Origin of the sequence: Nitrobacter sp. TKz-YC02, from assembly GCF_049852135.1 — a bacterium.
In the GTDB taxonomy this organism is placed as follows: Bacteria; Pseudomonadota; Alphaproteobacteria; order Rhizobiales; family Xanthobacteraceae; genus Nitrobacter; species Nitrobacter vulgaris.
Map to the genome: position 1 here is coordinate 880,318 of NZ_CP180728.1, position 25,129 is coordinate 905,446.

Below are 25,129 nucleotides of genomic sequence, written 5' to 3' on the forward strand. Positions count from 1 at the left end.
AGGTCGAAACCATGATGCGGAAGTAGCTTAAGCCGACCAAACGTTCGGCTATCAATGCCGCGGCCGCAGCCAGCAAAAATAGAATGACTTCTGTGCGTTGCCGATCGAGCGCTGGGCTATTGTCACCACTACAATGGCCAGCATCAGAGAGTACGGTGCCACGCTGCGCAAAGCGGGGTAGCGCCGATGTCTAGGCTGACGGTGCCGAGAAGCGGCTTTCCCAAACCTGCCGATGCACTCATCTAGACAGGGTGAACCAGCCAGGGGCTTGCAACCGGAATGACCTGAAGCAACATCCAAAGGTAGGAACCAATAAGACGGGGCTATCGGCTTCAAGAGCGTCGTGAGCTCGTGGGCATCACCGTTGTGTAGGTCCAAGGCCAGCAGTGCGATTGCCGTGGCGGCGATCGCCAGAACAAATCCCTCCAGAAAGAGGCAGCTAACGATCGCGAGCAGCGGGGCGACCACGATTAGCGAGATCAGTATTCTGAAGACAGTTATCACCAGCGGTACCGCTATTATTAGCGGAATACCAGCATGCCGATAATCGAGGTCTCACAAGTCGTAGTCGGGAGCGACTTTCAAGGCTTTGAAATGGGCAAGCCGTCAGCTTGTCAGGAAATCAAATCGCCAAACATGAGACGACGTGAGATGTATAGCCACCAAGGCGGGCGGGTAGCGCATCCGAAGTGCTTAGCGTGGGATGACGATTGAGGGCGGGGGATTGACGATCGTTGTTGGAGCAGCCCCGTTGATTGCCGCTTTCAACGCGTAGGCATTCGTTGCGTAGATGATCGGGTCGTTAGCTGTAGCCATGACGGTTCTCAGGAAAAACAGGAACTTCGTCGTTTCCACCAAAGGAGAGTTAGACGTGTAGACCACGTCCTTGTTCCGAATGTCGAATGCCTGAGCCAGAAAGTATCCGGAAGGATCCCGCAAGTTCAGGTTGTAAATGATCGGAATAATTGGTCCCTGAAATTTTGAGCAATCGACCCCAAGTCGCTCGGCGACCTCCCGGGTTTCGCCGCGATAAAGAAATACGGACCTCGGATCGGCAAGCGAATCGCTGAGGCCACCATGTTTTCCGACGGCTTCTGCGAGTGAAATCCGCCATGCATCGAACTTGTATTGTCCCTGCGTCCCGGCGGCGCCGAACGCGACGAAGGTCTGCGGCTGGCTGTAAAGATAGATCGTATCGTTCGGAAGAACATAGATATTGTTCGACGGCTCATAGACTAGCGCGCCGAATGGGACGCTCGCGCGGTGTCCTGCGCGTTCAAGTGTTACCCATGTGTCGTAACCTTGCATGCTGGGGCCGCCTGCCCGCGTGATGACATCCAGAACGCGTTCGCCGGAGGCGCTTGCAGGGAAGCGCCCGGCGGAATGAACGGCGCCCAGCACGCTGATCAGCGACGTTCGCTGATCAACAAGCGACACCACCGCCTGAGGCTCGATGGCGCGGTTACTAAGGGCTGAGACGATCGCCTGTTGAACCTCGACGGGTGTCTTGCCTTTCGCGCGAATGGCCCCAGCGTAAGGCACTGAAATATTGCCGTTGTTATCGACCGCCTGGTTAGGAATTGTAATAAAATTGCCCGGGCGCACACCCGCTTCGACGGGGATGAACAGGCCGCCCGCGGCGGCCTCAAAAATCGTCACACTGAGGGTATCGCCGATCCCGAAGCGGAATGCCTTGGGAGGGGCTCGGTTTGCGAATGCGTTGGACAACTTGGGCGTAAATTGAGCCAGAACCTGAACAATCTCCGGGGTCAGCTTCACGAGGGCATAGGGAAGGCTTTCCGCTTCTTGGCCTGCCTGGGACATGCGGATGTCTGTGCTCTGCGGGCCGGTGGCGGGCACAATTGTGCAACCGCCGCAAGAAAGTGCGGCGAGAGCCAAGCTGATGTTTCTGGCTTTAGCCCACCGAGGCTTCGTGCCGGACAGAGTCAAGTCCCCTACGTTAGCAGTACCGGCAACAACTTGGCATTCCAGACTGATTCAGGCCAGAGCTTCATGGCCGTCGCGGAGCGAGAACCAAAGCTTGTTGCCTGTTTGCTACACCAAGCTTGTACTAAATTAATTAATTCCGGAAATTGGGGCGCTGGCCCCCGATTTAATGAGGCCAATAACATGGGTTACGCTGTGTAGCCGTACCGGGCAAAGTGCTTATTGCAATAATAATCGTTGTGATAACTGTCGTAGCGCCTGATGGCCTGCATGTCCGTCTTGTTGAGCACGACGCCGATGAGGGCGGTATTCAGACTTGGGGCGGTACGGAGAGCGTGCTGCACGACGTCTGTCTTGGTGCGCCCCCATTCAATCGCCAAAACGAGGCAGTCTATCAGCTGAGCAGTCGCTCGCGTATCAACAATCGGGGCCAGCGGCGGAAGATCGACCACGACATAATCGTAAGTCGCCCGCAGTTGATCGAACAACTGTTTGGTGGTTGTGGCCGAAAGCATCTCGCAGGTGTGGAACAGCGGCTGTTTCTCGACCGTCGGCAGGAAGGCGAGGTTCGTATTGGGATCCTTGCAGATTGCCTCATCCAGGGGGCATCTGCCGGAAATCACCTCGACAAGGCCGACGCTTGCGTGAGGGGCCAGATTACGTGACAGCGAGGGGTTTCTGAGATCGCAGTCGACGACGATAACGCGCGCGCCCGCATGAGCCATGAGTTGGGCCAATGCGGCGGTGATCGTCGATTTGCCCTCATTCGGAAGCGAGGACGTGATGCCGACGACCTTGTTGGATGAATTTGTCACATTCAGATCGACGGCCAGCTTGATCGAGCGAATCGACTCGGCAAAGCGCGATAACGGCATTTCGGACGCAGCCCAATAAACTCCGGAGCGACGCACGATCATTCCCTGGTTCGATGGATTGTCGGCGTGTTCATGCAACTGCTTAGGTTCAACATCTTTCAAGAGTGGCACCAGGCAAATGCAAGGCATATGCAGCATCGCCTCAACCTGTGCGCTGGTGCGGAAAACCCGATCCAGGATGTCTCGAAGGAGCGCCAGTCCTGTTCCCAGAGCCAAGCCACCAAGAAGGCCTAGTATCAAGACGAGAGCCGACTTGGGCTTGCTTTTGTTCTGGGGTGGCGATGCGGGCGAAATCACCCGCGCCTCGGTGAGGGGGTATGACTCTTGCTGAACTGCCCCCATGTAGCGCTGCAGGAAGCTCTCATAGAGGCTGCGATAGCTTTTGGCGCTGGTCTCAAGCTCGCGCATGGTCGCTTCAGCGGAATTTGTCGTCCGGGACTGCGATACTGCTTGCGTAAGCTGCTTCTCAATTTCCTCTTGCCGTTGTTTGGCGACCTCATAATCGCTCTTGGCGGTTTCAGAAAGCCGGCGAACTTCATCCAGAATCGACGTGCGAAGATCGCGCATTCTGGTGTGCAGATTCAGGACCGCCAAGTGGTTCCGGCCGAAGCGGGCCGACCAATCTCTCTCGCGCCTTGAAAGTTCCAGATACTGTTGTCGCAGATTATTGATGATGGGACTGCTCAACGCATCCGAAACTGAGGCGTCGAGGCTGGCATTCGCTGTACTCGCTTCGTTCTGGCGAAGAATAGTCTTAAATCTGTCCACACGCGCCAGTGCATCAGATGTCTGCGCCCGTGCGGCGACCAAACGACCATTCAGATCAGTCACCTGCTGTTCGTCCATCAGCCGTCCGCCGACAGCTACGATGTTGTTCTGGACTTTGAAGGCATTGACGGCGCGTTCAGCCGTCAGCGCCTGTTGTCCCAATTCGCGTAGTCTATCATGGAGCCACGATTTGGCCGTGCGATTAGCCTCAAACTTGGCGTTAAGTTGGTCGGCAATATAGGTATCTGCAATTGCGTTGATGACCTGCGCCGCCCGCTCAGGATTTCTAGAGCTGTAACTAATCTCGATCACGTTGCTCATGCCGATCCGGGAGGCCTGCAATTTGCCCTGAAATGCGGCGATGAGGCCGTCCCTTGCTTCGGCGCTGGTCTTGTCGTCGCGCTTGGCTGGTTCAGAGCCGGACGAGCCGCTGAAGATGCCGAGCAGCTTCTGCAGCCGTTGAGCCGATGCATTGAAGTCGGGATCATTCGCAAGATTGATTTTGTCGATCACAGAAGCCGCAATGGCCTTCGACTTTATGATCTCGATCTGGCTCTCCAATTGAGCAACGTCGAGCGGAGATTCCGCCAGTATGGACTGTTGTTGAACGAACTGAGCCTTCACACTCCCCAATAAAACCTTGACCTGCGCTGTGTAGGTTGGAGGCGTCACACGCAGATAAATCAGACTGGTCATGACCGCGAGAGCGGTAACAAACAGTATGAGCGCGTATTGCCTACGCAAAAAACCCAGCGTGAAATTTATCAGATCGCCGAAACCACCACCTTGATCGCTCCGGTCGCCCACCAATTCATTCGCTAATGCGGAGCGCGATCTTTCGCTTTGAAGCATCTGAAGCATTTAGGATGGTCCATTACCGCTGGGATTTCGAGGTTTGCGTGGCGACTTTGGCATCATGCTGCGGTCAGTGCGGCCTATCCGGGCAACTTTTTGCTCAATTGCATCGACTACAAAAAACTATTGCATTTAATTCTATTATATTCAATCATATAAATTATAGTGATTAAATTTTAATGGAATTACGGCGGACTTTGGGTCGGCGAATCACGAGGCGGCCTTGCCGCCAGCAGTTTGTGCGGTGGTTCAAGAGTCTTGACATGCAATTAAATGTTCGCCTGCTGCCGATCGCCGACGTGAAGCTGATAACGACTTCGCGAATGGTGGATGTCCGTGGTTATTTCTGGGAGACTTATGTACGATCGGACTTTGCCGCGCATGGTCTGGATCACGACTTCATGCAAGACAATGAATCGAGTTCCGATCACGCCGGAACCGTGCGAGGTCTTCATTTTCAGAAGCAACCGTTTGCTCAAGCCAAGCTCGTTCGCGTGCTTCGCGGAAAAATCATTGATGTCGTTGTCGACATTCGGCGTTCATCACCGAGCTTTGGAAAGCATCTGGCGGTTGAGTTGAGCGAAATCGGTGGCGAACAGCTTTTTGTCCCGCCTGGTTTCGCGCACGGCTTCTGCACCTTAGAGCCGAATACGGCGGTGCTCTACAAAGTCGACGCGGCTTATTCGCCGGCGCACGACCACGGAATATATTGGGCGGATCCGGAGCTGGCTATCAAATGGCCGGTTGCACCTGGACATGCGATCCTTTCGGACAAGGATCGGAACCTGCCGATGCTTCGCGATCTCTCGCCTGTCTTCGACTAATCCGACGGAGTATCCCGAATGCGCGTTATGGTAACTGGCGGATCAGGGTTCATAGGGTCGGCGGTCTGCCGCTTGCTCTGTGTCGATGGCATGGCCGTCGTCAATGTCGATAAGTTGACATATGCGGCTAACCCCCGTTCGCTCGATACCATCTCCAACGATCCGAACTATGCATTCGAACGAGCAGACGTTTGTGAGCGAGGCGCCATCGATGCAATATTCTCCAAATACAGTCCGACCGCAGTAGTGCATCTTGCAGCTGAAAGCCACGTCGATCGATCGATCACCGGCGCGGCAGCTTTCATCAACACGAACGTCATTGGATCCTTTCAACTGCTCGAGGCCGCGCGCTACTACTACAGCCGACTAACGCCTGATCGTCGCGCTCAGTTCCGATTTGTGCACGTTTCCACCGATGAAGTTTATGGTTCGCTGGGAGAGAAGGGACGATTTTTCGAAGACACACCCTACCAGCCGAGTTCCCCTTATTCGGCTAGCAAGGCCGCTTCGGATCACCTCGCGCATGCGTGGTTCAGGACCTACGGTCTTCCGGTGATTGTCTCGAATTGCTCCAATAATTACGGGCCTTATCAATTCCCGGAAAAGCTGATCCCGCTGATCATTCTCAATGCGATCGAAGGCAAGCAGTTGCCGGTTTACGGTCAGGGCTCGAATATTCGCGACTGGCTCTATGTCGACGATCATGCCGAGGGGCTCATCGCGCTTTTGCGTCGGGGGCGGCCCGGAGAAAAGTATAATTTCGGCGGCGATTGCGAACGAACCAATCTCGCTGTCGTCGAACTGATCTGCGATATTCTGGACCGTACCGTCCCCGGGCCACACCTAAGACGATCATTGATCAGGTTTGTGACGGATCGGCCGGGACACGATCAGCGCTATGCGATCGATGCCTCCAAAGCGCACCGCGAACTGGGGTGGACGCCGCGAAATACCTTTGAAGATGGTATCGAACGAACGATCGACTGGTATCTTGAAAACCGTGCGTGGTGGGAGCCTTCGCGCGCGAAGGTATACAAAGGAGAACGCCTTGGCCTCGCCGAAGCGTAGCGCTGCTTCACTGGGAGGCAGGCCTATCCTTGTCGCAGGGAAAAGCGGGCAATTGGCTTGCTGCCTGCATGATGTGGCCTCCCAGCGAAACGCTTCACTGGTGAGCGTCGGCCGTCCTGATCTTGACCTCGAAAACGGCGCGAGCATCGATGATGTGGTTGCCGCAATTGGGCCGTCGGCCATTATCAATGCCGCCGCTTACACGGCGGTCGACCGAGCAGAGAAAGAGCCCGAATGCGCCTACATGATCAACCGTGACGGCGCAGCTCGGCTTGCTGCGGCTGCTAAACGAAGGGGAATCCCGTTCATTCACATTTCTACTGACTACGTATTCGATGGCCACAAGCCATCGCCTTACGACGAAGGAGACACAGCCGCGCCGCTGAACGTTTATGGCCGATCAAAGCTTGAGGGTGAAGTTGCGGTGCTGGATGCTTATCCAGGCGCGTTGGTGATGCGGACCTCGTGGCTCTACAGCCCGTACGGACACAATTTCCTGCGGACCATGCTCCGATTGTCCGTCGCGCCGAAAGTCGTTCGGGTTGTCAACGATCAGCGGGGCACGCCAACATCAGCCTTGGATCTGGCCGGTGGCATTCTTGAGATTGCGCGACAGCTCGCTGATCATAGCGTCGATGGGTCCGGCATCTCTCATTTGGCGGGTCAAGGCGAGGCGACTTGGTTCGGCTTTGCGGAGAGCATCTTCACGAGCCTGGGCCGCCGCGGGCAGCCTGTGCCCGGACTGCAGGAAATCACAACCGAAGAATATCCGACTCCGGCCTGTCGGCCGAAGAATTCCTGCCTCGATTCCTCAAGGACCGAACGTATTTTTCGAGTCCGCTTGGCGCCATGGCAAGCCTCGCTTGAAAGGTGCCTCGATCGGCTCGCCATACAAATGGAATTTCCGGCATGCTGAGAGGAATGGTTCTCGCGGGAGGCAGTGGATCGCGACTTTACCCAATCACGCGGAGTGTAAGTAAGCAGTTGCTGCCGGTCTACGACAAGCCAATGATTTACTACCCGCTGTCGACCCTTATGCTTTCCGGCATTCGTGAGATACTCATCATCACCACACCGGAAGATCGCCACCAGTTCGAGCGGCTGCTCGGCGACGGAAGTCAGTGGGGTCTTCGCCTTTGTTACGCCGAGCAATCTCGGCCGGCCGGACTTGCGGAGGCATTCATTATCGGAGCCGGCTTCATTGGACGCGATCGTGTTGCGATGGTGCTTGGGGACAATATTTTCTTTGGCAGCGGCCTTGCCAAGATGCTGACCACAGCCGCCAAGAGGCAATCAGGTGCTACGGTGTTCGCTTATCACGTGCGCGAGCCTGGGCGTTACGGCGTTGTGAACTTTGATGAAAATGGCAAGCCGGTCGACATTGAGGAGAAGCCTGCGAATCCCCGTTCGAATTGGGCTGTAACCGGTCTGTATTTTTTTGACAACGAAGTTGTGCGCTATGCGTCCGAGGTCAGACCGTCGGGGCGAGGCGAACTAGAGATCACGGATGTGCAATCTCGTTATCTGGAAACTGGGACGCTGCGGGTCGAACGCATGGGACGCGGGTTCGCATGGCTCGACACCGGGACTTTCGAATCCCTCATTGATGCGGCCAGTTTCGTGCAAACGCTTGAGGCGAGACAAGGCGTGAAGGTCGCATGCCTTGAGGAGATCGCTTTTCGACAAAGGTTCATCGATCGCGACCAACTGCTGGGTTTGGCAAAGCCGCTGGAGAAAAGCGGCTACGGCGCCTATCTGATGGATATCGTCAACTCTGCGTGAAGGAGACTGCGGTCCCGACGGGCCTTCCGCTGTTCGGGGAGTCGAGTATGCGGCTAAGCATCGACGTTGCGATTCCAGATGACCGCTTTGCTTTTCCGCATCAGGCTGAGCATCTTGCGTGCGCGATGCGCGCGAATTGCGACAAGGATCAGTATGGCCTTAAAGCGCGCTCCGGCACCGTGAATCCGTTCGCTGCTTAAAACCTTCGCGAAGTCAATGGCTGGTGATCCTAGGACCGCCAGCGCGCGGACGACCCACCGAATCCGCCATCGCGGCTGATCCCGTGCGGTATTGATGGCGTGTTGAATCTGACGATCCCACTTCATGTAGAGTTCGTGCAGCGTTCGGCGTGCGGGATGAAAAACGATCATCTCGGGAACGTAGCGGAAACGGAAGCCGGCGCGGCAAGCCCGTCGCCCCCAGTCCATGTCTTCCGCGAAATTGATGCCCGCAAATGGCCCGATCTTCTCGAAGGATGAGCGGCGCACCACCAGATTTCCAGTTCCGGAAAAGCCGTGTTGCTCGATATAGAGTTTGAAGCGGTACGCGAAAACACTCTCATAGGCTTCTATCGCCCTGAACGCCTTCGGGTCGTCGCGCCAAATCCGGATGTCGCCTCCGAGAATTGTTTCCTCCTGCGATGACTCCAGAGCGTGCATGGCGTTTCGAAGCCAATCCGGATCCGCGCGGCAATCAGCATCTATGAGCGCCAGAACCTTGCCGGATGAATGCTGAATTCCGGTGTTGCGTGCAGGGCCGGGGCCGGGCTGCTTCTCATGGAGTAATTGAGTGCCGGGGCGCCTACCGACCACCGCGTATGGTGGTAATGACGAGCCATTGTCGACCACTATCACTTCAAAGCGAGTTCGCTCCAAGCGCTGCGCAGCGAGGCTGGCAAGACAATGATCCAGTTCCTCGGCTTGATTGAGATGAGGGATAACGACGGAAATCAGCGGCGCATTCAATTTCATTGTCATCCCGCCTTCGTCGCGACCATGGCACTAGCACACAGATCAATTGCGGATCGCTCGCGCCCAAACCAAATTGGGGTCATTTTAAATCAGAAAATTAAATGTTGGTTTCTTGTAATATATTAAATCTAGTATATTATGTAAATATAAATTAATGACGGCTGGTCGCGTTCAGGCTTGTGGCGCTTCCAGTAGGCGAATGCGATATTTAATCGGGCTGTAATTTAGGGCGAAAAGATGCGGCAGGTTCTGCTGGATTGCCCCGTTGACGTCTTGACCATGGCGGAGACAGTCGATCTCGCTCGAAGGGCTATGCAATGTCGTAACCGACTGCAGCACGTCGCGCTGAATGTCGCCAAGTTGGTTAATGCGCGAAGAGACCCGATCCTCTCGGCCGATGTCGCAAGCAGTGATCTTGTTGGCATCGATGGGATGGGAATTGTTTGGGCCGCCCGGCTTCTTGGTTTGCATGTTCAGGAACGAGTCTCCGGAATCGATCTGCTGACCGAACTTCTTGCGGTGTGTTCGCAGGATGGATTTAGGCCGTACTTTCTTGGCGCCACATCTCAGGTCGTCGAACTTTGCGAACGTCAGGTGCTGGAGAAGTATCCCACAATCCGCTTCGCTGGGTTGAGGGATGGTTACTTCGCGCCAGACCGCGAGCATGAGGTCGTCGCCGATATTCGGGACAGCGGAGCGGATTGCCTGTTCATCGGCATGCCGTCGCCTCGCAAGGAGCGTTTTCTTGCCGCGCATCGTGACGATTTGAACGTCCCGTTTATCATGGGCGTAGGTGGCTCCTTTGATGTCCTCGCCGGCCAGATCTCTCGCGCTTCAGTTCGCATGCAGGCGCTAGGGCTGGAATGGCTGTATCGCGTCTATCAGGAGCCAGGGCGGATGTGGTGGCGGTATGCACGAACAAACACGCTGTTCGCAGCGATACTGTTGCGCGCGCTCGTTCGGCAACAGGTTCAGGCCATGCTCGGGCAGCGTAGAGCGCACCCGAACTCTACCCGATTGCGGGGGTAGGGATGAAGAGACACTTTTTCGTTGTGTTGGGAACGCGCCCGGAAGCGATCAAGCTCTTCCCGGTCATCAATCGCCTGAAGGCCGAAGAGGGTGCGATCGTAACCGTGTGCGCGACGGCGCAGCACAGACATATGCTCGATCAGGTTCTCAAATTGACGCATATCGTGCCCGACGTTGATCTTGACGTCATGACGGTCAATCAATCGCTGGATCGGCTTACGGCACGGTTGCTGGAAGGAATTGGTGACGTTCTGGACAAGATGCGCCCGAACCGGGTCATTGTTCAGGGCGACACAACGACCGCGATGGCGGGAGCGCTTGCCTGTTATTATCGCCGGATTCGAGTATCGCATATTGAAGCAGGATTAAGGAGCGGCGATATCTATGCGCCTTGGCCGGAGGAAGTGAATCGCAAGATCGTCGCGACGATTGCCGATCAGCACTTCGCGCCCACTGAACGTGCTGCCCAAGCGCTCCGACGTGAAAATGTGCCGAAGGAGCGCATTCATGTCACCGGGAACACCGTCGTTGATGCGCTGTTGGCCGCCAAATCCATTGTCGATTCCGATTCGCATCTGGCATCGCGCTGGAATAGCATTAGGTTAAAGCATGGAAATCGGCGCATCATTCTGATGACATGCCATCGCCGCGAAAATTTCGGCTCGGGGTTGCTCAATATTGTTGACGCGATACTGGAAATTATCCGTCGGGAGGACGTCGCAGTTGTTCTTCCCATTCATCCCAATCCGAATGTCCATGATGTGCTTTCGGCTCGCCTTTCCGATCACCCCCGCGTTGAACTGATATCCCCCCAGGAATACACAGATTTCGTCAGCCTGCTATCGCTTTCCTATCTTGTTCTGACGGACTCTGGCGGAGTTCAGGAGGAGGCGCCGACGCTTGGTAAGCCCGTTCTTGTGATGCGCGACACGACGGAACGGCCTGAAGGCATTGAAGCAGGCACTGCCCGCCTTGTCGGGGCGAACACCGGTAGAATCATTGATGAGACTAACCGGTTGCTCGACGATGACGACCACTATCTGGCGATGTCCCATGCCCACAACCCTTTCGGAGACGGTCATGCGAGCGAACGTATCGTGAGGGCAGTCCTCAATGCCTGAGTTTCAAAAGGTGGCGGTCGTCGGGTTGGGATACATTGGCCTGCCTACAGCGGCGCTTATTGCCAGCCGCGGCATGCAGGTTGTGGGGGTCGATACAAACTCGGATATCGTCAAGACGGTAGCGTCAGGCGCCATCCATATTGCCGAGCCGGATCTCGATGGCTTGGTGCAGAAAGTGGTGTCAAACGGTTCGCTGATCGCCACGATGGAGCCTGAGAAGGCGGACGTGTTCATGATCGCTGTGCCGACACCGATCGATGCCGCTAACCGGCCAGATTTGAGCTGCGTGATGGCTGCGGTCGAGCGCATCGCCAATCTTATTGTTCCCGGAAATCTGGTTATTCTCGAGTCCACCTCGCCGGTTGGCACAACGGAAAGAATAGCTAAGAAGATCATGGAGCGGCGTCCGGATCTAAGCGTTGGGCCACCCAACGGCAGTGGTTCGATATCGGTCGCCTATTGTCCGGAGCGAGTATTGCCAGGACGCATTCTCACCGAGTTGGTCAACAATGACCGCTGCATCGGTGGAATCACCACGATGTGCGCCAGACGCGCCCAGCGCTTCTACAAAATGTTTGTCCGGGGTGCATGCGTGGCGACGACAGCTCGAGCCGCCGAGTTGGTGAAGCTGACGGAAAATGCGTATCGCGACACCAACATCGCGTTCGCGAATGAGCTTTCTATCATTTGCGATCGCTATGAAATCAACGTGTGGGAAGTCATCGATCTCGCCAACCGTCATCCGCGCGTAAACGTGTTACGACCAGGGCCTGGAGTTGGCGGCCATTGCATCGCGGTTGACCCGTGGTTCATAATCGATGCTGTGCCGGATCTCGCAAGAGTTATGAAAACCAGCCGCGAGGTGAACAATCATAAGACCGCGTTGATCGTCGAGCGTGCTGTCGCAATGATTGATGATCATCCCTATGCGAACGTCGCCTGTTGCGGGCTTGCTTTTAAGGCGAACGTCGATGACCTGCGAGAAAGTCCTGCGCTTGAGATAGCACTGCACCTCGCAGAGAAGTATGGATCGCGGATCAAGATTGTCGAGCCGAATTTGCGTGAGCTGCCGTCCGAGTTGGCCAAGCATGGCGCGGAAATGATGGGGATTGATCAGGCCCTTCATGCCTGTGAAATCGCCATCCTTCTTGTTGACCATGACGAGTTCAAAATGATCCCGCTGGCTGAGCGCCGTCATCTCGATGTGATCGATACGCGGGGCATCTGGCAGGACATGCCGGTCCGAACATAATCGAGACGCGAGCTTATCATCAGTTTCTGCTTGACGGGTCAATGAGGGAAAGCCTCGATCGGCTGCGTGGCGGTCTCAAATATTCGATGACCCGTCAACTCCGGAAAATCTGTGCGACGGCCAAACGACCAGAGAATCCAGCCAAGCTCGTAGCTCCGGCATTCAAGGCGAAGGGTGACGTCGGCAGGTTTAACCAGTGGCGAACTGCGGCCCAGTGCCATATTTGTCACGGCGCGAATCGCTCTCTTCTTGTTGACGCGCAATTCGTGCGTTCGAACCTGTGATCGAATGGTCAAATGAAGGTCTGGCAACAGCATGGGGCGACCTAATTGATTGTCACCGAGAACCCATCGGAAGCCTTTGATGAGAGATTCGCGAGCCTCGGCCACGCCGTGTTGTTCCGCGCACTCAAGGAAGGCGGGGGCCATTCCATACTGATGGACGGAATAAACTTCGTAGAAGTCAACGACTCGGCCGTTGGGCGTATCAAAGAACCAAGGCCATTCGCCGCTCGGGCCCTGCAGCGAAATCAGTTTGCGCGCGCATGTATTTGCAACGTCAATGAATCGGGGATCGTTGGCAAAATGCCCATAGTGGTAGCAGGCCAGCGTCAGATAGGTATTGGTTGCAAACGAAGAAAACCTGCGCCGGATGCCACCTGCGCTGTCAAAGAAAAGACCGGAGCGGCAATGATAGCGGGCAAGCAGAAACGTTGAAAGCTCCGCCGCCAATGCGGACCAGCGAGCGGGATCTCGCTTTGCTTGAGCGACGACGCCGCTCACAATCATGCCGATATCCTGGGCACGGAACGTTAGCCAGTTGTCCTTTTCCGAGAGAATTTCATGGACCGCATCCAGGACGTCACCGCGAAGTTCGACCCCCAATTCGCCGGAAGTCCAGAGCGTCATGCCAAAGGCATATTTGGCCACCGGCAGGCGCGTGAGGAGGGAGGCATTGTGTTCGAATACAGCGCGCAAATCGAGATTGGAAGGAACGCATGATACTCTCGACAGGCCAAGGAGAACATTAAGCGTGTAGAAAACATCACTTCGGGGAAGAGACTCGTTCGGCTCGGCGCGGCCGTCCAGATGATAGATGTGCGACCACCGTCCGTGGCGGGGAAGCCAGCACTTCTCGAGTCCTTTGACTGCATAATCGATGAGAGGAGTATTCCCGGGCAACGAACTGGCATTTGTTTTCATCGCTTCCCTCGAAAGGATGGCATCGTCTTGAATGGTTGGCCCTCAAGCATGAATTTACCAAAGCCGGCGGGTTTTCGTACCAGATTTTGCACTGTTAATCGGCGCAGTTTCGATCTAGTATTTAATTAAAATATTATGTGACGATAGTCATCAGTAAATATTTCGCGTTATGGTGGTTTAATTTAATGACGCGGCCGTCGTTAAACGGTTGAATGCTGCTGTTGGCAGTCAGCCGGTCTGTTCGGTGCGCGTGCGAGAGTGATTTGGGATCTGCTTATTCGGGACAGGCTTGGAGAGAACTATGCGCGTTCTTGTGACTGGTCACCTCGGTTATATCGGAACTATCTTGACGCCGATGTTGGTTCGAGCGGGTCATACAGTGACCGGGCTCGACAGCGATCTATATTCCCGCTGCACATATTCCGCGGGCGGCGAGATCTGTGAGGTGGCCACGATCCTTAAGGATGTTCGTGATGTGGAGGCGGGCGACCTCGCCGGGTTCGATGCCGTTCTGCACCTAGCGGCGCTGTCCAATGATCCACTCGGTGATCTTGCACCGGGTCTCACCGACAAGATTAACCACGGGGCGAGTGTGCGGATAGCCGAACTCGCTAAGCGCGCGGGTGTTCGTCGGTTTGTGCTGGCATCATCCTGCAGCAACTATGGGCAGGCGGGCGAGGAGATGATTGACGAAACCGCTGCGCTCAATCCTGTAACGGCTTACGGCGTGTCGAAAGTAATGTCTGAGCGAGACATTTCGCGCCTGGCAGGCGATGGATTTTGTCCAGTCTATCTGCGGCCGGCAACCGCCTATGGTCTGTCGCCGAGGCTACGTTTCGACATCGTTTTGAATAATCTTGTGGCCTGGGCAGTCACGACCGGCAAGATTCATCTAAAGTCGGACGGCACGCCATGGCGGCCGATCGTACATATCGAGGATATCTCCCGCGCTTTCATTGCAGCGCTCGAGGCCCCGGCCGGCCAGGTCTTCAATGAAGCCTTCAACGTCGGTCAGACGGCTCACAACTATCGCATTCGTGATCTTGCCGAGATCGTGGCCGGCGTGGTCCCAAACTGCAGTGTCGGGTTTGCCGACGATGCGGGCCCGGATAAACGGTCGTATCGCGTGAGCTTCGAGAAGATTCGCCGCAAGCTGCCTGCATTCAAGCCGCGGTGGGATGCTCGCATGGGCGCGGAACAGCTTTACGATGCCTATCGCTCGTCGGGCCTGACGCTGGAAGAGTTTGAGGGGCCGCGCTATCAGCGGATCGGCCACATCAAGAAGCTGTTGGCAGAAGGACTCCTGGATCCTAAATTGCGGGAGTCGCAGCCTCAACTCCGAGCGATCTCGTGAACGCTGAGGGGTATTTTCGCGAAAAAATCGTCAAGGAGGATATCGGCGAGGAAATCCTCTCTTTTGCCGCCGAGATATACCCGATCTGCCGCAGCATCACCGGCAACGGCGTACGCGAAACGTTGCGTGCGATTGGTGCGCACGTCCCGCTGGAAATTCATGAGGTGCCAACGGGGACAGCGGTCTTCGACTGGGTCATTCCGCAAGAGTGGAACATTCGCGGAGCCTATATCAAGAACGAGCGGGGCGAAAAGATCGTTGATTTTTCCCGATCGAACCTACACGTCATGAGCTTTAGCGTGCCGGTGCGACAGCATATGTCGCTGACCGAACTCAAACAGCACGTCTACACGCTGCCCGACCAGCCGGACCTGATCCCTTATCGAACGTCCTATTACGCCGAGAACTGGGCGTTCTGCATGCCCCATCGCCTGCTCGAAAGCCTCCGCGATGAAACCTATGAGGTGGTCATCGACTCGCATCTCCAAGACGGACACCTGACATATGGCGAGTATCTGCACCGAGGCAGAACCGAGGAAGAGTTTTTGCTCTCGGCCCATGTCTGCCACCCATCGCTTGCCAACGACAACTGTTCGGGCGTGGCTTTGCTGACGCAGCTTGCGAAGCATATGGAGGGAATGCAAACGCGATACAGTTATCGCTTCTTATTTGCGCCGGGAACGATTGGTGCGATCACGTGGCTCGCTCGCAATGAGCAGCGCAGCCAACGCATCAAGCACGGTCTTGTCGTTTCCATGGTCGGAGACGGGGGCGGTCCGACCTATAAAAAGAGCCGCCGCGGCGATGCCAGGATCGATCGCGCGATGGCCCAAACCCTTCGTCATTCCGGGCTAGCCCCGTCGATCCTCGATTTTTCTCCATACGGTTACGACGAGCGCCAGTATTGTTCGCCGGGCTTCAACTTACCGGTTGGGTTGTTCCAGCGCAGCAGGTTCGGTACAATTCCTCACTATCACACGTCGGCCGACAATCTTGATTTCATCGCTCCCCCTCATCTGGCGGTGTCCTATCGCCTGATTGCAGAAGCGATCGAGATCATTGAAAATGATGCGATATATCGCAATACGATGCCCAAGTGCGAACCGCAGCTTGGACGGCGAGGCCTTTACGGAATGATCGGCGGAGACAAGGACGCAGCCGCCGCCAATATGGCCATGCTCTGGATCCTAAATCTTTCGGATGGAATGCATTCGCTCCTCGATATTGCTGAGCGCGCCAACTTGCCGTTTGCTGTGATTCAAAGGACAGCGCAGATCCTGCTACACAAGGGGCTTCTGGTCACCAGCGAGATCGCCGTTGATGAACCGGGTGTGTCTGGTGACATGAGACCCTGAACTTTCTCCAAATTGGGTCGTGTCCGTCGATCACGGAGACGGACGATGCGAGCCTCGCGGTTCACTGAGCAACAGATCATCGGGATGCTGAAGGAGCAGGAAGCCGGTTCGCAGACGGCTGATGTCTGCCGCAAGCATGGCATCTCGGCTGCGGCCTTCTCCAAGTTCAAGGCGAGTTCGGCGGCATGGATGTGTCCCACGCCCGTCGCCTGAAGGCGCTGGAGGACGAAAACGCCCGGCTGAAGAAGCTCTTGGCCGAGCAGACGCTCGACAATGCGATCCTGAAGGATGTCACCTCAAAATAACGGTGACGCCGATGCGAAGCGGAAGGCGGTGGCTCGTGCCTGCGAGGTGCAGGGGTGAGCCAGCGTCGGGCGTGCCGGTCTTTAAGCATTGACCGTTCAACGGTGCGCTACACCAGCATCCGTTTGGACGACGGTCCGTTGCGCGACGCGATTAAGGCCGTGGCGGCGCGGAGCGCCGGCGGTTCGGCTGCCGCAGGATCCACGTCATGCTGGACCGGCAGGGTATCGTGATGAACCAGAAGAAGCTGCAGGTCGTCGACGCGAAAGCGGGCCTTGGGCATACGCAGGCCGATGCTCATGCCGATCATGCTCCGCAGGGTTATTGAGGACCGACAGCCGGCGCCGACATTTATGGCTAGGGGGCCTCGATCAGAACTTCGTTGCAAGCCTTGGCAATATCAATGGCTACCAACATCGCATCGGCGGGTATAGTATTTGGGCTGGTCATGGTCGGTCTCTCCCGAATGGGTTGTGAACATTCGCATTCTAGAGAAACCTTGATCGGCCATGGCCACCTCAGCCGGTGCGCGCTTGCAGCGAAAGGCTGCGCGCACCGCTGCTCAGTGACCTCTCCTCATTCCTTCCGTAGGTGCTACGGCACCTGATCTGCGACCTTCAAATCGGACCGTTTTTGGTTAGAGTTTTTCCGCTGGATTTCCTCGGACTGGGAGGAGCGGAGAGCGATGAAAGCCTCGAAGTTTTCAGACGCGCAGAAGGCATTTATTCTGAAGCAGGGTTCCGATGGGGTGCCGGTGGCTGATATTTGCCGTAAGGCCGGGATCAGCCAGGCGACCTATTTCAACTGGAGAAGGAAGTACGACGGCTTGCTGCCGACCGAGATGCGGCGGCTGAAGCAGCTTGAGGATGAGAATGGCAAGCTGAAAAAACTGGTCGCTGATCTCAGCCTGGATCGCGAGATGTTGCAGGACGTCATCCGCCGAAAAATCTGAGGCCTGTTCGTCAGCGCAAGCTCGTCGACGCGGTCCGCGGTGAATGGGATGTCTCGATCCGGCGGGTGTGCCAGATACTCGAGGTCGACAGATCAACCTATCACTACAAGTCGCGCCGGCCCGGACAGGCCAGCCTCGAAAGCAAGATCAAGGAGATCTGCCAGACGCGGGTTCGCTACGGCTACCGCCGCGTGCATGTGCTGCTGCGCCGCGAAGGCTGGCTAATCAACCAGAAGAAGACGCGACGGATCTATCGCGAGTTAGGCCTGCAATTGCGCAACAAAACGCCGAAGCGACGGGTCAGGGCGAAGCTGCGCGACGATCGCAGAGATGCCACGCATCCCAACGAGACCTGGGCGATGGACTTTGTGCACGATCAGCTCGCCACGGGAAACAAGATTCGTGTGCTCACCGTTGTCGACTTATTCTCACGGTACTCGCCGGTGCTTGATCCGCGCTTCAGCTACCGCGCCGAGAATGTCGTTCAAACGCTGGAGCACACCTGCGCGGCAGTTGGTTATCCGAAGACCATCCGCGTCGATCAAGGCTCCGAGTTCATCTCGCGCGATCTGGATCTGTGGGCCTATTCCAATGGTGTCACGCTCGACTTCAGTCGGCCTGGCAAACCGACTGACAATGCGTTCATCGAAGCCTTCAATGGACGCTTCCGCGCTGAGTGTCTGAACACTCATTGGTTCCTGACCCTTGACGACGCACGATCAAAATTGGAGGATTGGCGCAGATACTACAACGAAGAACGCCCGCATGGGGCGATCGGGAATAGACCCCCGATTACGTTGCATAATCGTGACAGCGATCCCAGCTCGCCGTCATGACAAAGCCGGAAACTCTAGCCTCCGGCGGTCCAAAGAATGGTCGCAGATCAACGAAATCCAGGACTCTCCTTCAAGCTGGAGGAGACTAGGGTATCAGGTCACTGGGACAATGCAATGACTGCTCTGGCGGTGTCGTTGCCTCGAGAATAAGCAGCGACCCAGTCGCCGTCGCCTTCGCTGTTATCACCCGGAGGGTGAAATCGCCTGCCGTCCACGTTTACGGGCGAGCCACCGGCGGTGACGTAACTGCCGTTCGTCGGATCACACCACGGGCCGTTGCGGCACCTGAAAGCTTTGACGTGTCGATCCTGATGGGTCGGATGGTCGGCATACAAGCCATCGCTATTTAAGGAAGTCGGGCCAAAACAGATCCTGCTCGGAAATCTCCGTTACGGATAAGGGCCAACTAATTTCAAATGACGGAGCGTCGTAACGAATACCGCAAGCCGATTCTGGCCGGTATGGCTCGGAAATCAGGTAGCTCACCTCTGAGTCGTCACTGAGGGTCTGGAAGCCATGGGCGAATCCCTTTGGAATGTAGAGCTGGCGGCCGTTGATCGGAGAAAGCTCAAATGCCTGCCATCGGCGAAAAGTCGGCGAATCCGCTCTGATATCGATGATGACATCGAGAATGGAGCCTCTGGTGCAGCGTACCAACTTTACTTCGCCGTGAGGATCGCGCTGATAGTGCATGCCTCGCAGCGTTCCCCTGCGGGGGGAACCCGAAATGCTGTGTTGTGGGTAATTCGTTTCCAGCCCGTGAGCGGCAAACTCCTCCACGCAGAAGCTGCGAGCGAAGAAGCCGCGTTTGTCGCGTGCCGGATCCAGCTCAATAAGAACGGCGTCGCGGAGGCTTGTCGGGTGAAATTGCAAGGTAATGGCTCTTTTCAGTCACATCGAAACTGTTTGGCGCAACCAAATATCGTGCTCTATGTCCGATCCGTTCGATTTAATCCGCCGGGTAATTAAATAATTATATATTGCGATTAATGGAGCTTCAACTATCATAATGACTATTGAAATGCCCTTGGCCATGGTCCGGAAATACTGCAGGTCGTTAACCTTCCTGCAATTTGTCGGAGCGAGGTCTGCAGGGAGCGGTTCTCAAATGCAAAACAATCAGACTCCCGGCAAACCGCCTTCGATGACCATTGTCGTCTGTATCGAGTCGGGGATCCTCGAACCCCTGACAATCCGGATGGTCGACAGCCTTCGTCGCTTCGGGGGACGCTTTGCGAATCTGGACGTCATCGCAGTGACGCCTCGGATGACGCCTCCACTATCGAACCAGACGCAGCGCCGGATGGTAGAACTGGGGGTCAGGCATCTTCAGGTGTCCCCGGACAATCCCTATGCCTGGCACCATTACATGAACAAGGCGGAGGCGATTGTAGCAGTGGAAGAGCGGGTCACGACGGAGGCGATCGCGTGGGTGGACAGCGACATCCTCTTCCTGCGTGAGCCTAATGGTCTTGAGCTCCTGCCCGGAGTGGACTTTTTCGCGAGCGCTCCCGATGCCGGGGTTATCGGCTCCAAGGGGAACACCGACCCGAACGATCCATTCTGGCAGCGCTCTGCTGCGGTCATCGGGCAAGATGCCGACGAACTGCCATGGCTGGATACTGGCGATGGGCACCGCATTCGGTTCTATTGGAATGCAGGTCTTTACGTGTACCGGCGCGCTGCGCGGTTCGGCAGAGAGTTTCTCAGCGACTTCAAAATATTCCTTGATCGGCAAGTGGCTCGAACCCATTCCCAGGTGCATTTCATGGACCAGGTCGTATTGGGATTGACTGTAATCCGGCTCGGGCTGGCCTGGAGGGCATTGCCGTGTTCGAGCAATTTCCCCGTGTGCAGTTATCTGCCCGGAAACTACGACGCCGCTAAAGTCGCAGGCGTCAGCGTCCTCCACTTTCACGATTCGATGAATCCGGAGCTTTGGAACAAGCTTCTCGACACCCTTGTGCCCGCACATTCGCAAGTGCGTGAGTGGCTTGAACCGCAAGGCCCCATCGTTCTTTCTCCTTCGGTGCTGTCGTCGCTCGCGCGTGAAAGTCTTCGGATTACTCGCGGTCTGCAGAGAAGGCTATACTACGCGCGGTCCGGTTTCACGAAGGCGCAGAGTCCGGTTGCAAGGTAATCGTAGCGCAATCTCACTGCGGCAGAGTCTGCACTGCGGCCAAAGATCTACAGGAGTAAGTTGTGGGCATCGATCTGACAGGTCTCCGGGCTCTGAGCATCGCAAGCCGTATCTACAAATTCAGTTTCCGGAATACGGTCACGCTGGGGAGGCACGAAATCCATTTTTGGAAACAGGAGTTTGATCTGGTGCAGCGGAATCTCGGTATAGTGTACGACGAGTCAATCACTGTGGGTGCTTACTGCGAGCCGTTGCTTCGCAAGCTTGGCGCCGAAAGCATCACCTCTATTGATGCGTCGGCATTCGAAGGCGCATCGCTTATTCATGATTTCAATCTTCCGATTCCCGAAAATTTGCGTGAGCAATTCGATACGTTTCTCGACTTCGGTTCGATTGAGCACATCTTCGACGTTGCCCAGGTCGTCGACAACATTGTTAATCTGGTCAAGCCGGGTGGCCAAATTCTGGTCGGGACGAATGCAAATGGCTTTCCTTCGCACGGTCTTTATCAATTCTCGCCGGAATTTTTTTACAGCCTTTTTAGCAAGCGAAACGGCTTCGAGGACACGAGCGTCTTTCTGGTGAATCTGTCACGCCCGAAGATGTGGAACCTGATCAAACGCCCGGTAGAGCTCAAGCGTCGGAACGAGGTTCCGTTTGAAGACCAGATGATGATGCTCATTTTCTCGAGAAAGGTCGGCAATGCGGCGCCACTAACAGTGGTGCAGTCGGACTACGATGACACGTGGACGAGATTCGAGACCGGCAACTGGTCTAGCTGGAATAGAGACGGCATATCGAACTGGAAGAAGGTGCTTCACGGGCTCGTCAGCCCGTACGTCTACCGAATCATCGGCTATCGTTTCCATTCATTGCAAGCCCGCCGCAAATACCGGAACGACCGCATCTTGATCAATCCGGATACACTTGATCCGAAGGATTTTGGAAGGATGATTTCTGATCGGGCAGCGGGGGATACTGTGCAGGACCGGAAATGGAGTGGATCGGGCGAGCCGGTACCGCGGCATCATACGTGATTCTTGCTGCAGATTCTTGCAGTGCTGCTCAGGCCGTCTCGTGTTGTGCATCGTCACGTGCCTTAGCAAACCCGAGTTCCTTGGCCTTCATTTCAGGAAATTCCAGCATTGGATGCAGCGTGGATGCGCGAAAGATGGCCTTATATCGCAGCCGGATGCGGCGAAGCAGCAATGGTATGGGGTTGTCCGTCAATTGGCCGATCACCGTTGGCCACGGAAGCAGCGCCTTCCATTTACGGACCATAAATCGATATGCTGCGACATACGTGTGATCGAGGCGGACGTTCGCCTTGCTATTATGGATGACAGGCAGGTCGAGTACGTAGGATTTCATGCCGGCTTTTTGTGCTTCGAGCACAATATCCGTTCCGTACAGGTGGAACGATGGAAGTTCGGGGTCGAACGAGACGCCTGAAGCCCGGCGTACGATCAAAACGACCTCATCAAGACTTGCCACGATGCGGGGCCAATCAAATGGGGCACCGCAGATGGCGCCGAGGCCGGAGTCCCATAAATGTCCGACGAATTCTGCCTCCCGCGTCATGCCGCAGAGTCCAGCAACTGCCCATGACGGATCGATCGCGTCCAGGCTTCGACAGGCGGCATCGAGGCACGCAAACCAGCCTTTGGGAAAATAGACATCCTGATGTGCGAATACGAGGATGTCCGCTTTGATGCGGCCACTTGCGTCGTGATACGCGGTTGATGCCGCTGGTGCGTTCCAGATGATCGAAGCCTGGATTCGGCCACTGTCAATGTCTGGAGATCGCTGCAGGTCGCGTGCAAGCGATCCCTCATGGTTGGCGACGCAACACACATGTATCGAGTTTGTCATTGCTTTAATTTAATTCACGGCGAGATCACAAGGATCTGAATTAACCATTTGGCGCGGTAATATATACGAAAGCGAGGATTTTTCGGTGTCATTTTTATATGTTTTATTTCGATATTAAATAAATATAATCTGCCACTCTAGCGAGTTGTCTGTCCGGGAAAGCGAGATGTCAATTGGCAACCCAAGTAGGGGTGGGGTAGCGCAGCGATTGCCGGCCAACCGGCTGTGCCCGCCTGATACTGCCAAGAGGCCCGTGACTGCGGCAAACGGTTTCGTCGCATGGATGCTCCTGATCGGGATCGCGACACCCGCGGCCATGACAATCTACATCGGCGGCGCAAAATTCACCCTTGGGCGGATCGTGATATGTTTGCTGCTCCTTCCCGCGTTGTTTGAGCTGTCCCGAAAAGGACGGCATCTGGTTGCTTCCGATCTATTCGCTTGCCTCGCATCAGCTTGGATCGTGGCAGCGACGTTCGACACGGATCCCGGTTCCTGGTCGTCCGGATTTGCCGTGGTGATTGAATTTCTGGGCGGCTACATTGTGGCGCGCGCATTCTTCTTCGGGCGTCCGGCTCTACAGGCGTTTGTCGGAGCACTTAAGTTCGTCGCGGTTATCGTCATTGCGCTCGCGACCGTCGAACATCTCACTCAGCATATCGTCACTTACAATGTTGTTGCCGCGCTGTGGGGGTTGCCGAGCTTCACTCCCGAATACAGGTACGGACTACTCAGGGCATTTTCGACATTTCCGCACCCGATATTGTACGGCACATTTTGCGTCGTCGCCGGCGCTATCTTCCTCTATTCGGAACGCAGCGTCCTAGGGCGGGTTCTGTATACGGGAGGCTGTTTCTTTGGATGCGTGCTAGCAATGTCATCCGCGCCGCTGATATCGTTCATGATCGTGGTGTCGGTCTATTCTTACGATCGCATCATGCACCGATACTCGTGGCGGTGGCACGTTCTGGTCATAAGCTTGGGTACTTTGCTGGCGGCGGTTTTCGTCCTCGCGAATAAGCCGATTTCATGGTTAGTTTCACATCTGACACTCGATCCTTCCACGGGATATTTCCGTGTGGCCACGTGGGATAGCGCCTTTTACTATATCGGTCTGTCTCCCTACGTTGGATTTGGCTTCGAGGCCTACGGGATCATTGGCGATTTCTTCGGCAATGCCTCGGTGGACACCGTTTGGCTCGCTCTCGCGCTCCGCTTTGGTGTCCCAACGATCGTCTTTCTGTTCTTCGCCAATGTTGCGACATTCTATCGATCGGGTTCGACCGCGGGCAGTCGCCAGGCTGATCCTTACATGAGCAAGATGCGAACGGCCTTCACGTTGGTGATCGTCGTATTCATGTTCATCGGATTGACCGTTCATTACTGGAACAACATCTGGATTTTCTGGGGAATATGCGTTGGAATTCGCGGCTCCCTGCAAGAGGAGTATCTTGGAACGGCCAAAAGCCGGGCTTCCGAAAATCGGAGGTCGGGCTGGTCGGCTCGCGCCCGCCATCTAACCATGGGGAACCCTCAGGCAACCGGACATCCCATGCAAGGTTTCGACAGGTACCTGCGATGACCGCCGGTCAGGTAGTCCTGGGCGCGCTTCTGATTTTAGCGGCTTTTTCTGAGTATGCACAGGGCGAGCCGTTGGTGACTGCCGGTTCGGCAAGTACAGGCGTCGATGATGGCTCTTCCAGTGCGCCGGATTGTACAGTTCAACATCCGGCTCTTCTGAAGAAATACAAGATCCGTCCCGCTTGGCACGTCGCCGGTGTTGATTATTGTATTGGCTATTCAGCTAGCACTGTTCTCAAGAACCCGGCGACGATCTCGATGGCGGGAGTTTCCGTCAACACGACCACCAAGATTATCACCGTGACGGGCAATAACGTCACGCTCGATGGCTATGACTTCTCGCTCAACGGCGGTTGGCAGGTATCGGTTCAGGCCGCGAACACGACGATCACGAATTCCAACTTCCTGATTGGTTCCAATAATCTCGCGCCGATCATCTCGACTGCGGCGGCATCCAATATGACCGTCTCGTATTGCACCATCGACGGTGCCGGGAAGGATCCGGGCTGGGGTGGCCTGATTTCGTATCGCGGCAACGGCTTTACTGTTGAGCAGTCCTGGCTCAAGAATGCCGGCGGCGACATGATCCAGCAGATCGATGGCGGCGCCAATTCGACCGTCGTCATTCAACAGAATCTCATCGAGAATGGTGGATTGGCGTCCGGCGCGCACGGTGATTACACGCAGCTGGCGGGCGGTCCATTCAATGTCGCCATCAACTACAATACGACGATGCAGAATGGCGGCACCACGCAAGGCCTGATGACGGAGTACGTTGCCGGCGGCGAAATCGGCCACAATACGATGGTCGGCAGCCCCAGTTACTTCGTGTCAGTCGACAACAGTTCGATCAAGACCAGCGTAACGGTGCATGACAACTATTACGATCCGCAGGGATACGGCTTCGTCTATCCCAACTCGGGCCCCGACGACGGCAATTCCAAGTCGATCTACGTCCACAACGTTAATATGAAAATCGGCGGCGTCCTGCAGGATGCCAATGCGCCCACGACCAAGGCGTCCCGTCCCGGCCGGTGATTTC

General features: G+C 55.8%; 20 protein-coding genes and 1 pseudogene. 15 read left to right on the forward strand and 6 right to left on the reverse strand.

Annotation, left to right across the window (positions count from 1 at the left end; genetic code table 11):
- Window positions 1-693: 693 nt before the first annotated feature.
- Together ACM561_RS04190 and ACM561_RS04195 are read right to left on the reverse strand one after the other, a co-directional pair.
- Window positions 694-1,824, reverse strand: a complete 1,131-nt coding sequence (locus tag ACM561_RS04190; RefSeq protein ID WP_425908259.1) for a polysaccharide biosynthesis/export family protein — start codon at window positions 1,822-1,824, stop codon at window positions 694-696.
- Between the two features lie 311 nt (window positions 1,825-2,135).
- A complete protein-coding gene (locus ACM561_RS04195) occupies window positions 2,136-4,451 on the reverse strand; it encodes a polysaccharide biosynthesis tyrosine autokinase (RefSeq protein ID WP_425908261.1) in 2,316 nt (771 codons plus the stop codon).
- Window positions 4,452-4,708: 257 nt separating this feature from the next.
- Here ACM561_RS04195 and rfbC (ACM561_RS04200) point away from each other — a divergent pair, with 257 nt between their 5' ends.
- The 4 genes from rfbC (ACM561_RS04200) to rfbA are packed head-to-tail and all read left to right on the forward strand — an operon-like array spanning window position 4,709 to window position 8,119.
- On the forward strand, window positions 4,709-5,269 hold the full coding sequence (rfbC, locus tag ACM561_RS04200; protein ID WP_425908263.1) for a dTDP-4-dehydrorhamnose 3,5-epimerase: 561 nt from the start codon (window positions 4,709-4,711) through the stop codon (window positions 5,267-5,269).
- An 18-nt stretch (window positions 5,270-5,287) separates the two neighbouring features.
- Window positions 5,288-6,337 (forward strand): dTDP-glucose 4,6-dehydratase, encoded by a 1,050-nt coding sequence (gene rfbB, locus ACM561_RS04205; protein WP_425908265.1) that lies wholly within the window; start codon window positions 5,288-5,290, stop codon window positions 6,335-6,337.
- Window positions 6,270-7,253 (forward strand): dTDP-4-dehydrorhamnose reductase, encoded by a 984-nt coding sequence (rfbD, locus tag ACM561_RS04210; RefSeq protein WP_425909633.1) that lies wholly within the window; start codon window positions 6,270-6,272, stop codon window positions 7,251-7,253. The genes rfbB and rfbD overlap by 68 nt, the downstream gene beginning before the upstream one ends.
- Window positions 7,247-8,119, forward strand: a complete 873-nt coding sequence (gene rfbA / locus ACM561_RS04215) for a glucose-1-phosphate thymidylyltransferase RfbA (protein WP_425908267.1) — start codon at window positions 7,247-7,249, stop codon at window positions 8,117-8,119. Before rfbD ends, rfbA begins: the two co-directional genes overlap by 7 nt.
- Before the next feature lie 53 nt (window positions 8,120-8,172).
- Here rfbA and ACM561_RS04220 read toward each other — a convergent pair whose 3' ends face one another.
- Window positions 8,173-9,090, reverse strand: coding sequence for a glycosyltransferase (locus ACM561_RS04220; RefSeq protein ID WP_425908269.1), 918 nt, complete (start codon window positions 9,088-9,090; stop codon window positions 8,173-8,175).
- 237 nt (window positions 9,091-9,327) lie between these two features.
- Between ACM561_RS04220 and ACM561_RS04225 the strand changes: the two genes are divergently transcribed.
- The 3 genes from ACM561_RS04225 to wecC are packed head-to-tail and all read left to right on the forward strand — an operon-like array spanning window position 9,328 to window position 12,492.
- Window positions 9,328-10,119 carry a WecB/TagA/CpsF family glycosyltransferase gene (locus ACM561_RS04225; protein WP_425908271.1) on the forward strand — a complete coding sequence of 264 codons (792 nt, stop codon included), beginning with the start codon at window positions 9,328-9,330 and terminating at the stop codon, window positions 10,117-10,119.
- Between the two features lie 2 nt (window positions 10,120-10,121).
- Complete coding sequence (gene wecB, locus ACM561_RS04230) at window positions 10,122-11,240, forward strand: non-hydrolyzing UDP-N-acetylglucosamine 2-epimerase (RefSeq protein ID WP_425908273.1); 1,119 nt, start codon at window positions 10,122-10,124, stop codon at window positions 11,238-11,240.
- On the forward strand, window positions 11,233-12,492 hold the full coding sequence (gene wecC, locus ACM561_RS04235; protein ID WP_425908275.1) for a UDP-N-acetyl-D-mannosamine dehydrogenase: 1,260 nt from the start codon (window positions 11,233-11,235) through the stop codon (window positions 12,490-12,492). The genes wecB and wecC overlap by 8 nt, the downstream gene beginning before the upstream one ends.
- A 38-nt stretch (window positions 12,493-12,530) precedes the next feature.
- Here wecC and ACM561_RS04240 read toward each other — a convergent pair whose 3' ends face one another.
- The gene (locus tag ACM561_RS04240; RefSeq protein WP_425908277.1) at window positions 12,531-13,694 is read right to left on the reverse strand and encodes a hypothetical protein; all 1,164 of its coding nucleotides are present in this window, start codon (window positions 13,692-13,694) and stop codon (window positions 12,531-12,533) included.
- Between the two features lie 301 nt (window positions 13,695-13,995).
- Between ACM561_RS04240 and ACM561_RS04245 the strand changes: the two genes are divergently transcribed.
- The 4 genes and pseudogenes from ACM561_RS04245 to ACM561_RS04260 all read left to right on the forward strand — a co-directional run bounded on the left by ACM561_RS04245 (window position 13,996) and on the right by ACM561_RS04260 (window position 18,494).
- Window positions 13,996-15,048, forward strand: a complete 1,053-nt coding sequence (locus ACM561_RS04245) for an NAD-dependent epimerase/dehydratase family protein (RefSeq protein WP_425908278.1) — start codon at window positions 13,996-13,998, stop codon at window positions 15,046-15,048.
- A complete protein-coding gene (locus ACM561_RS04250; protein WP_425908280.1) occupies window positions 15,045-16,403 on the forward strand; it encodes a DUF4910 domain-containing protein in 1,359 nt (452 codons plus the stop codon). Before ACM561_RS04245 ends, ACM561_RS04250 begins: the two co-directional genes overlap by 4 nt.
- Window positions 16,404-16,448: 45 nt before the next feature.
- Window positions 16,449-17,011: pseudogene (locus ACM561_RS04255) on the forward strand (transposase); the annotation flags it as partial.
- 380 nt (window positions 17,012-17,391) lie between these two features.
- Window positions 17,392-18,494, forward strand: a protein-coding gene (locus tag ACM561_RS04260; RefSeq protein WP_425905558.1) for an IS3-like element ISNisp3 family transposase whose coding sequence is annotated in 2 segments (ribosomal slippage) — window positions 17,392-17,647 and window positions 17,647-18,494 — 1,104 coding nt in all. Because the reading frame shifts where the segments join, the coding sequence is not laid out codon by codon here.
- Window positions 18,495-18,836: 342 nt separating this feature from the next.
- On the opposite strand, the gene rfbC (ACM561_RS04265) is transcribed toward ACM561_RS04260, so the two are convergent.
- Window positions 18,837-19,367: a dTDP-4-dehydrorhamnose 3,5-epimerase gene (gene rfbC / locus ACM561_RS04265; protein WP_425908282.1), complete on the reverse strand. Its 531-nt coding sequence runs from the start codon at window positions 19,365-19,367 to the stop codon at window positions 18,837-18,839.
- Between the two features lie 235 nt (window positions 19,368-19,602).
- On the opposite strand from rfbC (ACM561_RS04265), the gene ACM561_RS04270 reads away from it, so the two are divergent.
- Window positions 19,603-20,634 carry a hypothetical protein gene (locus ACM561_RS04270; protein WP_425908284.1) on the forward strand — a complete coding sequence of 344 codons (1,032 nt, stop codon included), beginning with the start codon at window positions 19,603-19,605 and terminating at the stop codon, window positions 20,632-20,634.
- 62 nt (window positions 20,635-20,696) lie between these two features.
- Complete coding sequence (locus tag ACM561_RS04275; RefSeq protein ID WP_425908286.1) at window positions 20,697-21,671, forward strand: class I SAM-dependent methyltransferase; 975 nt, start codon at window positions 20,697-20,699, stop codon at window positions 21,669-21,671.
- A gap of 28 nt (window positions 21,672-21,699) precedes the next feature.
- Here ACM561_RS04275 and ACM561_RS04280 read toward each other — a convergent pair whose 3' ends face one another.
- Window positions 21,700-22,506, reverse strand: coding sequence for a hypothetical protein (locus ACM561_RS04280; protein WP_425908288.1), 807 nt, complete (start codon window positions 22,504-22,506; stop codon window positions 21,700-21,702).
- Window positions 22,507-22,759: 253 nt separating this feature from the next.
- On the opposite strand from ACM561_RS04280, the gene ACM561_RS04285 reads away from it, so the two are divergent.
- Complete coding sequence (locus ACM561_RS04285) at window positions 22,760-24,088, forward strand: O-antigen ligase family protein (RefSeq protein WP_425908290.1); 1,329 nt, start codon at window positions 22,760-22,762, stop codon at window positions 24,086-24,088.
- Window positions 24,085-25,125 carry a hypothetical protein gene (locus tag ACM561_RS04290; RefSeq protein WP_425908292.1) on the forward strand — a complete coding sequence of 347 codons (1,041 nt, stop codon included), beginning with the start codon at window positions 24,085-24,087 and terminating at the stop codon, window positions 25,123-25,125. Before ACM561_RS04285 ends, ACM561_RS04290 begins: the two co-directional genes overlap by 4 nt.
- Window positions 25,126-25,129 lie beyond the last annotated feature (4 nt).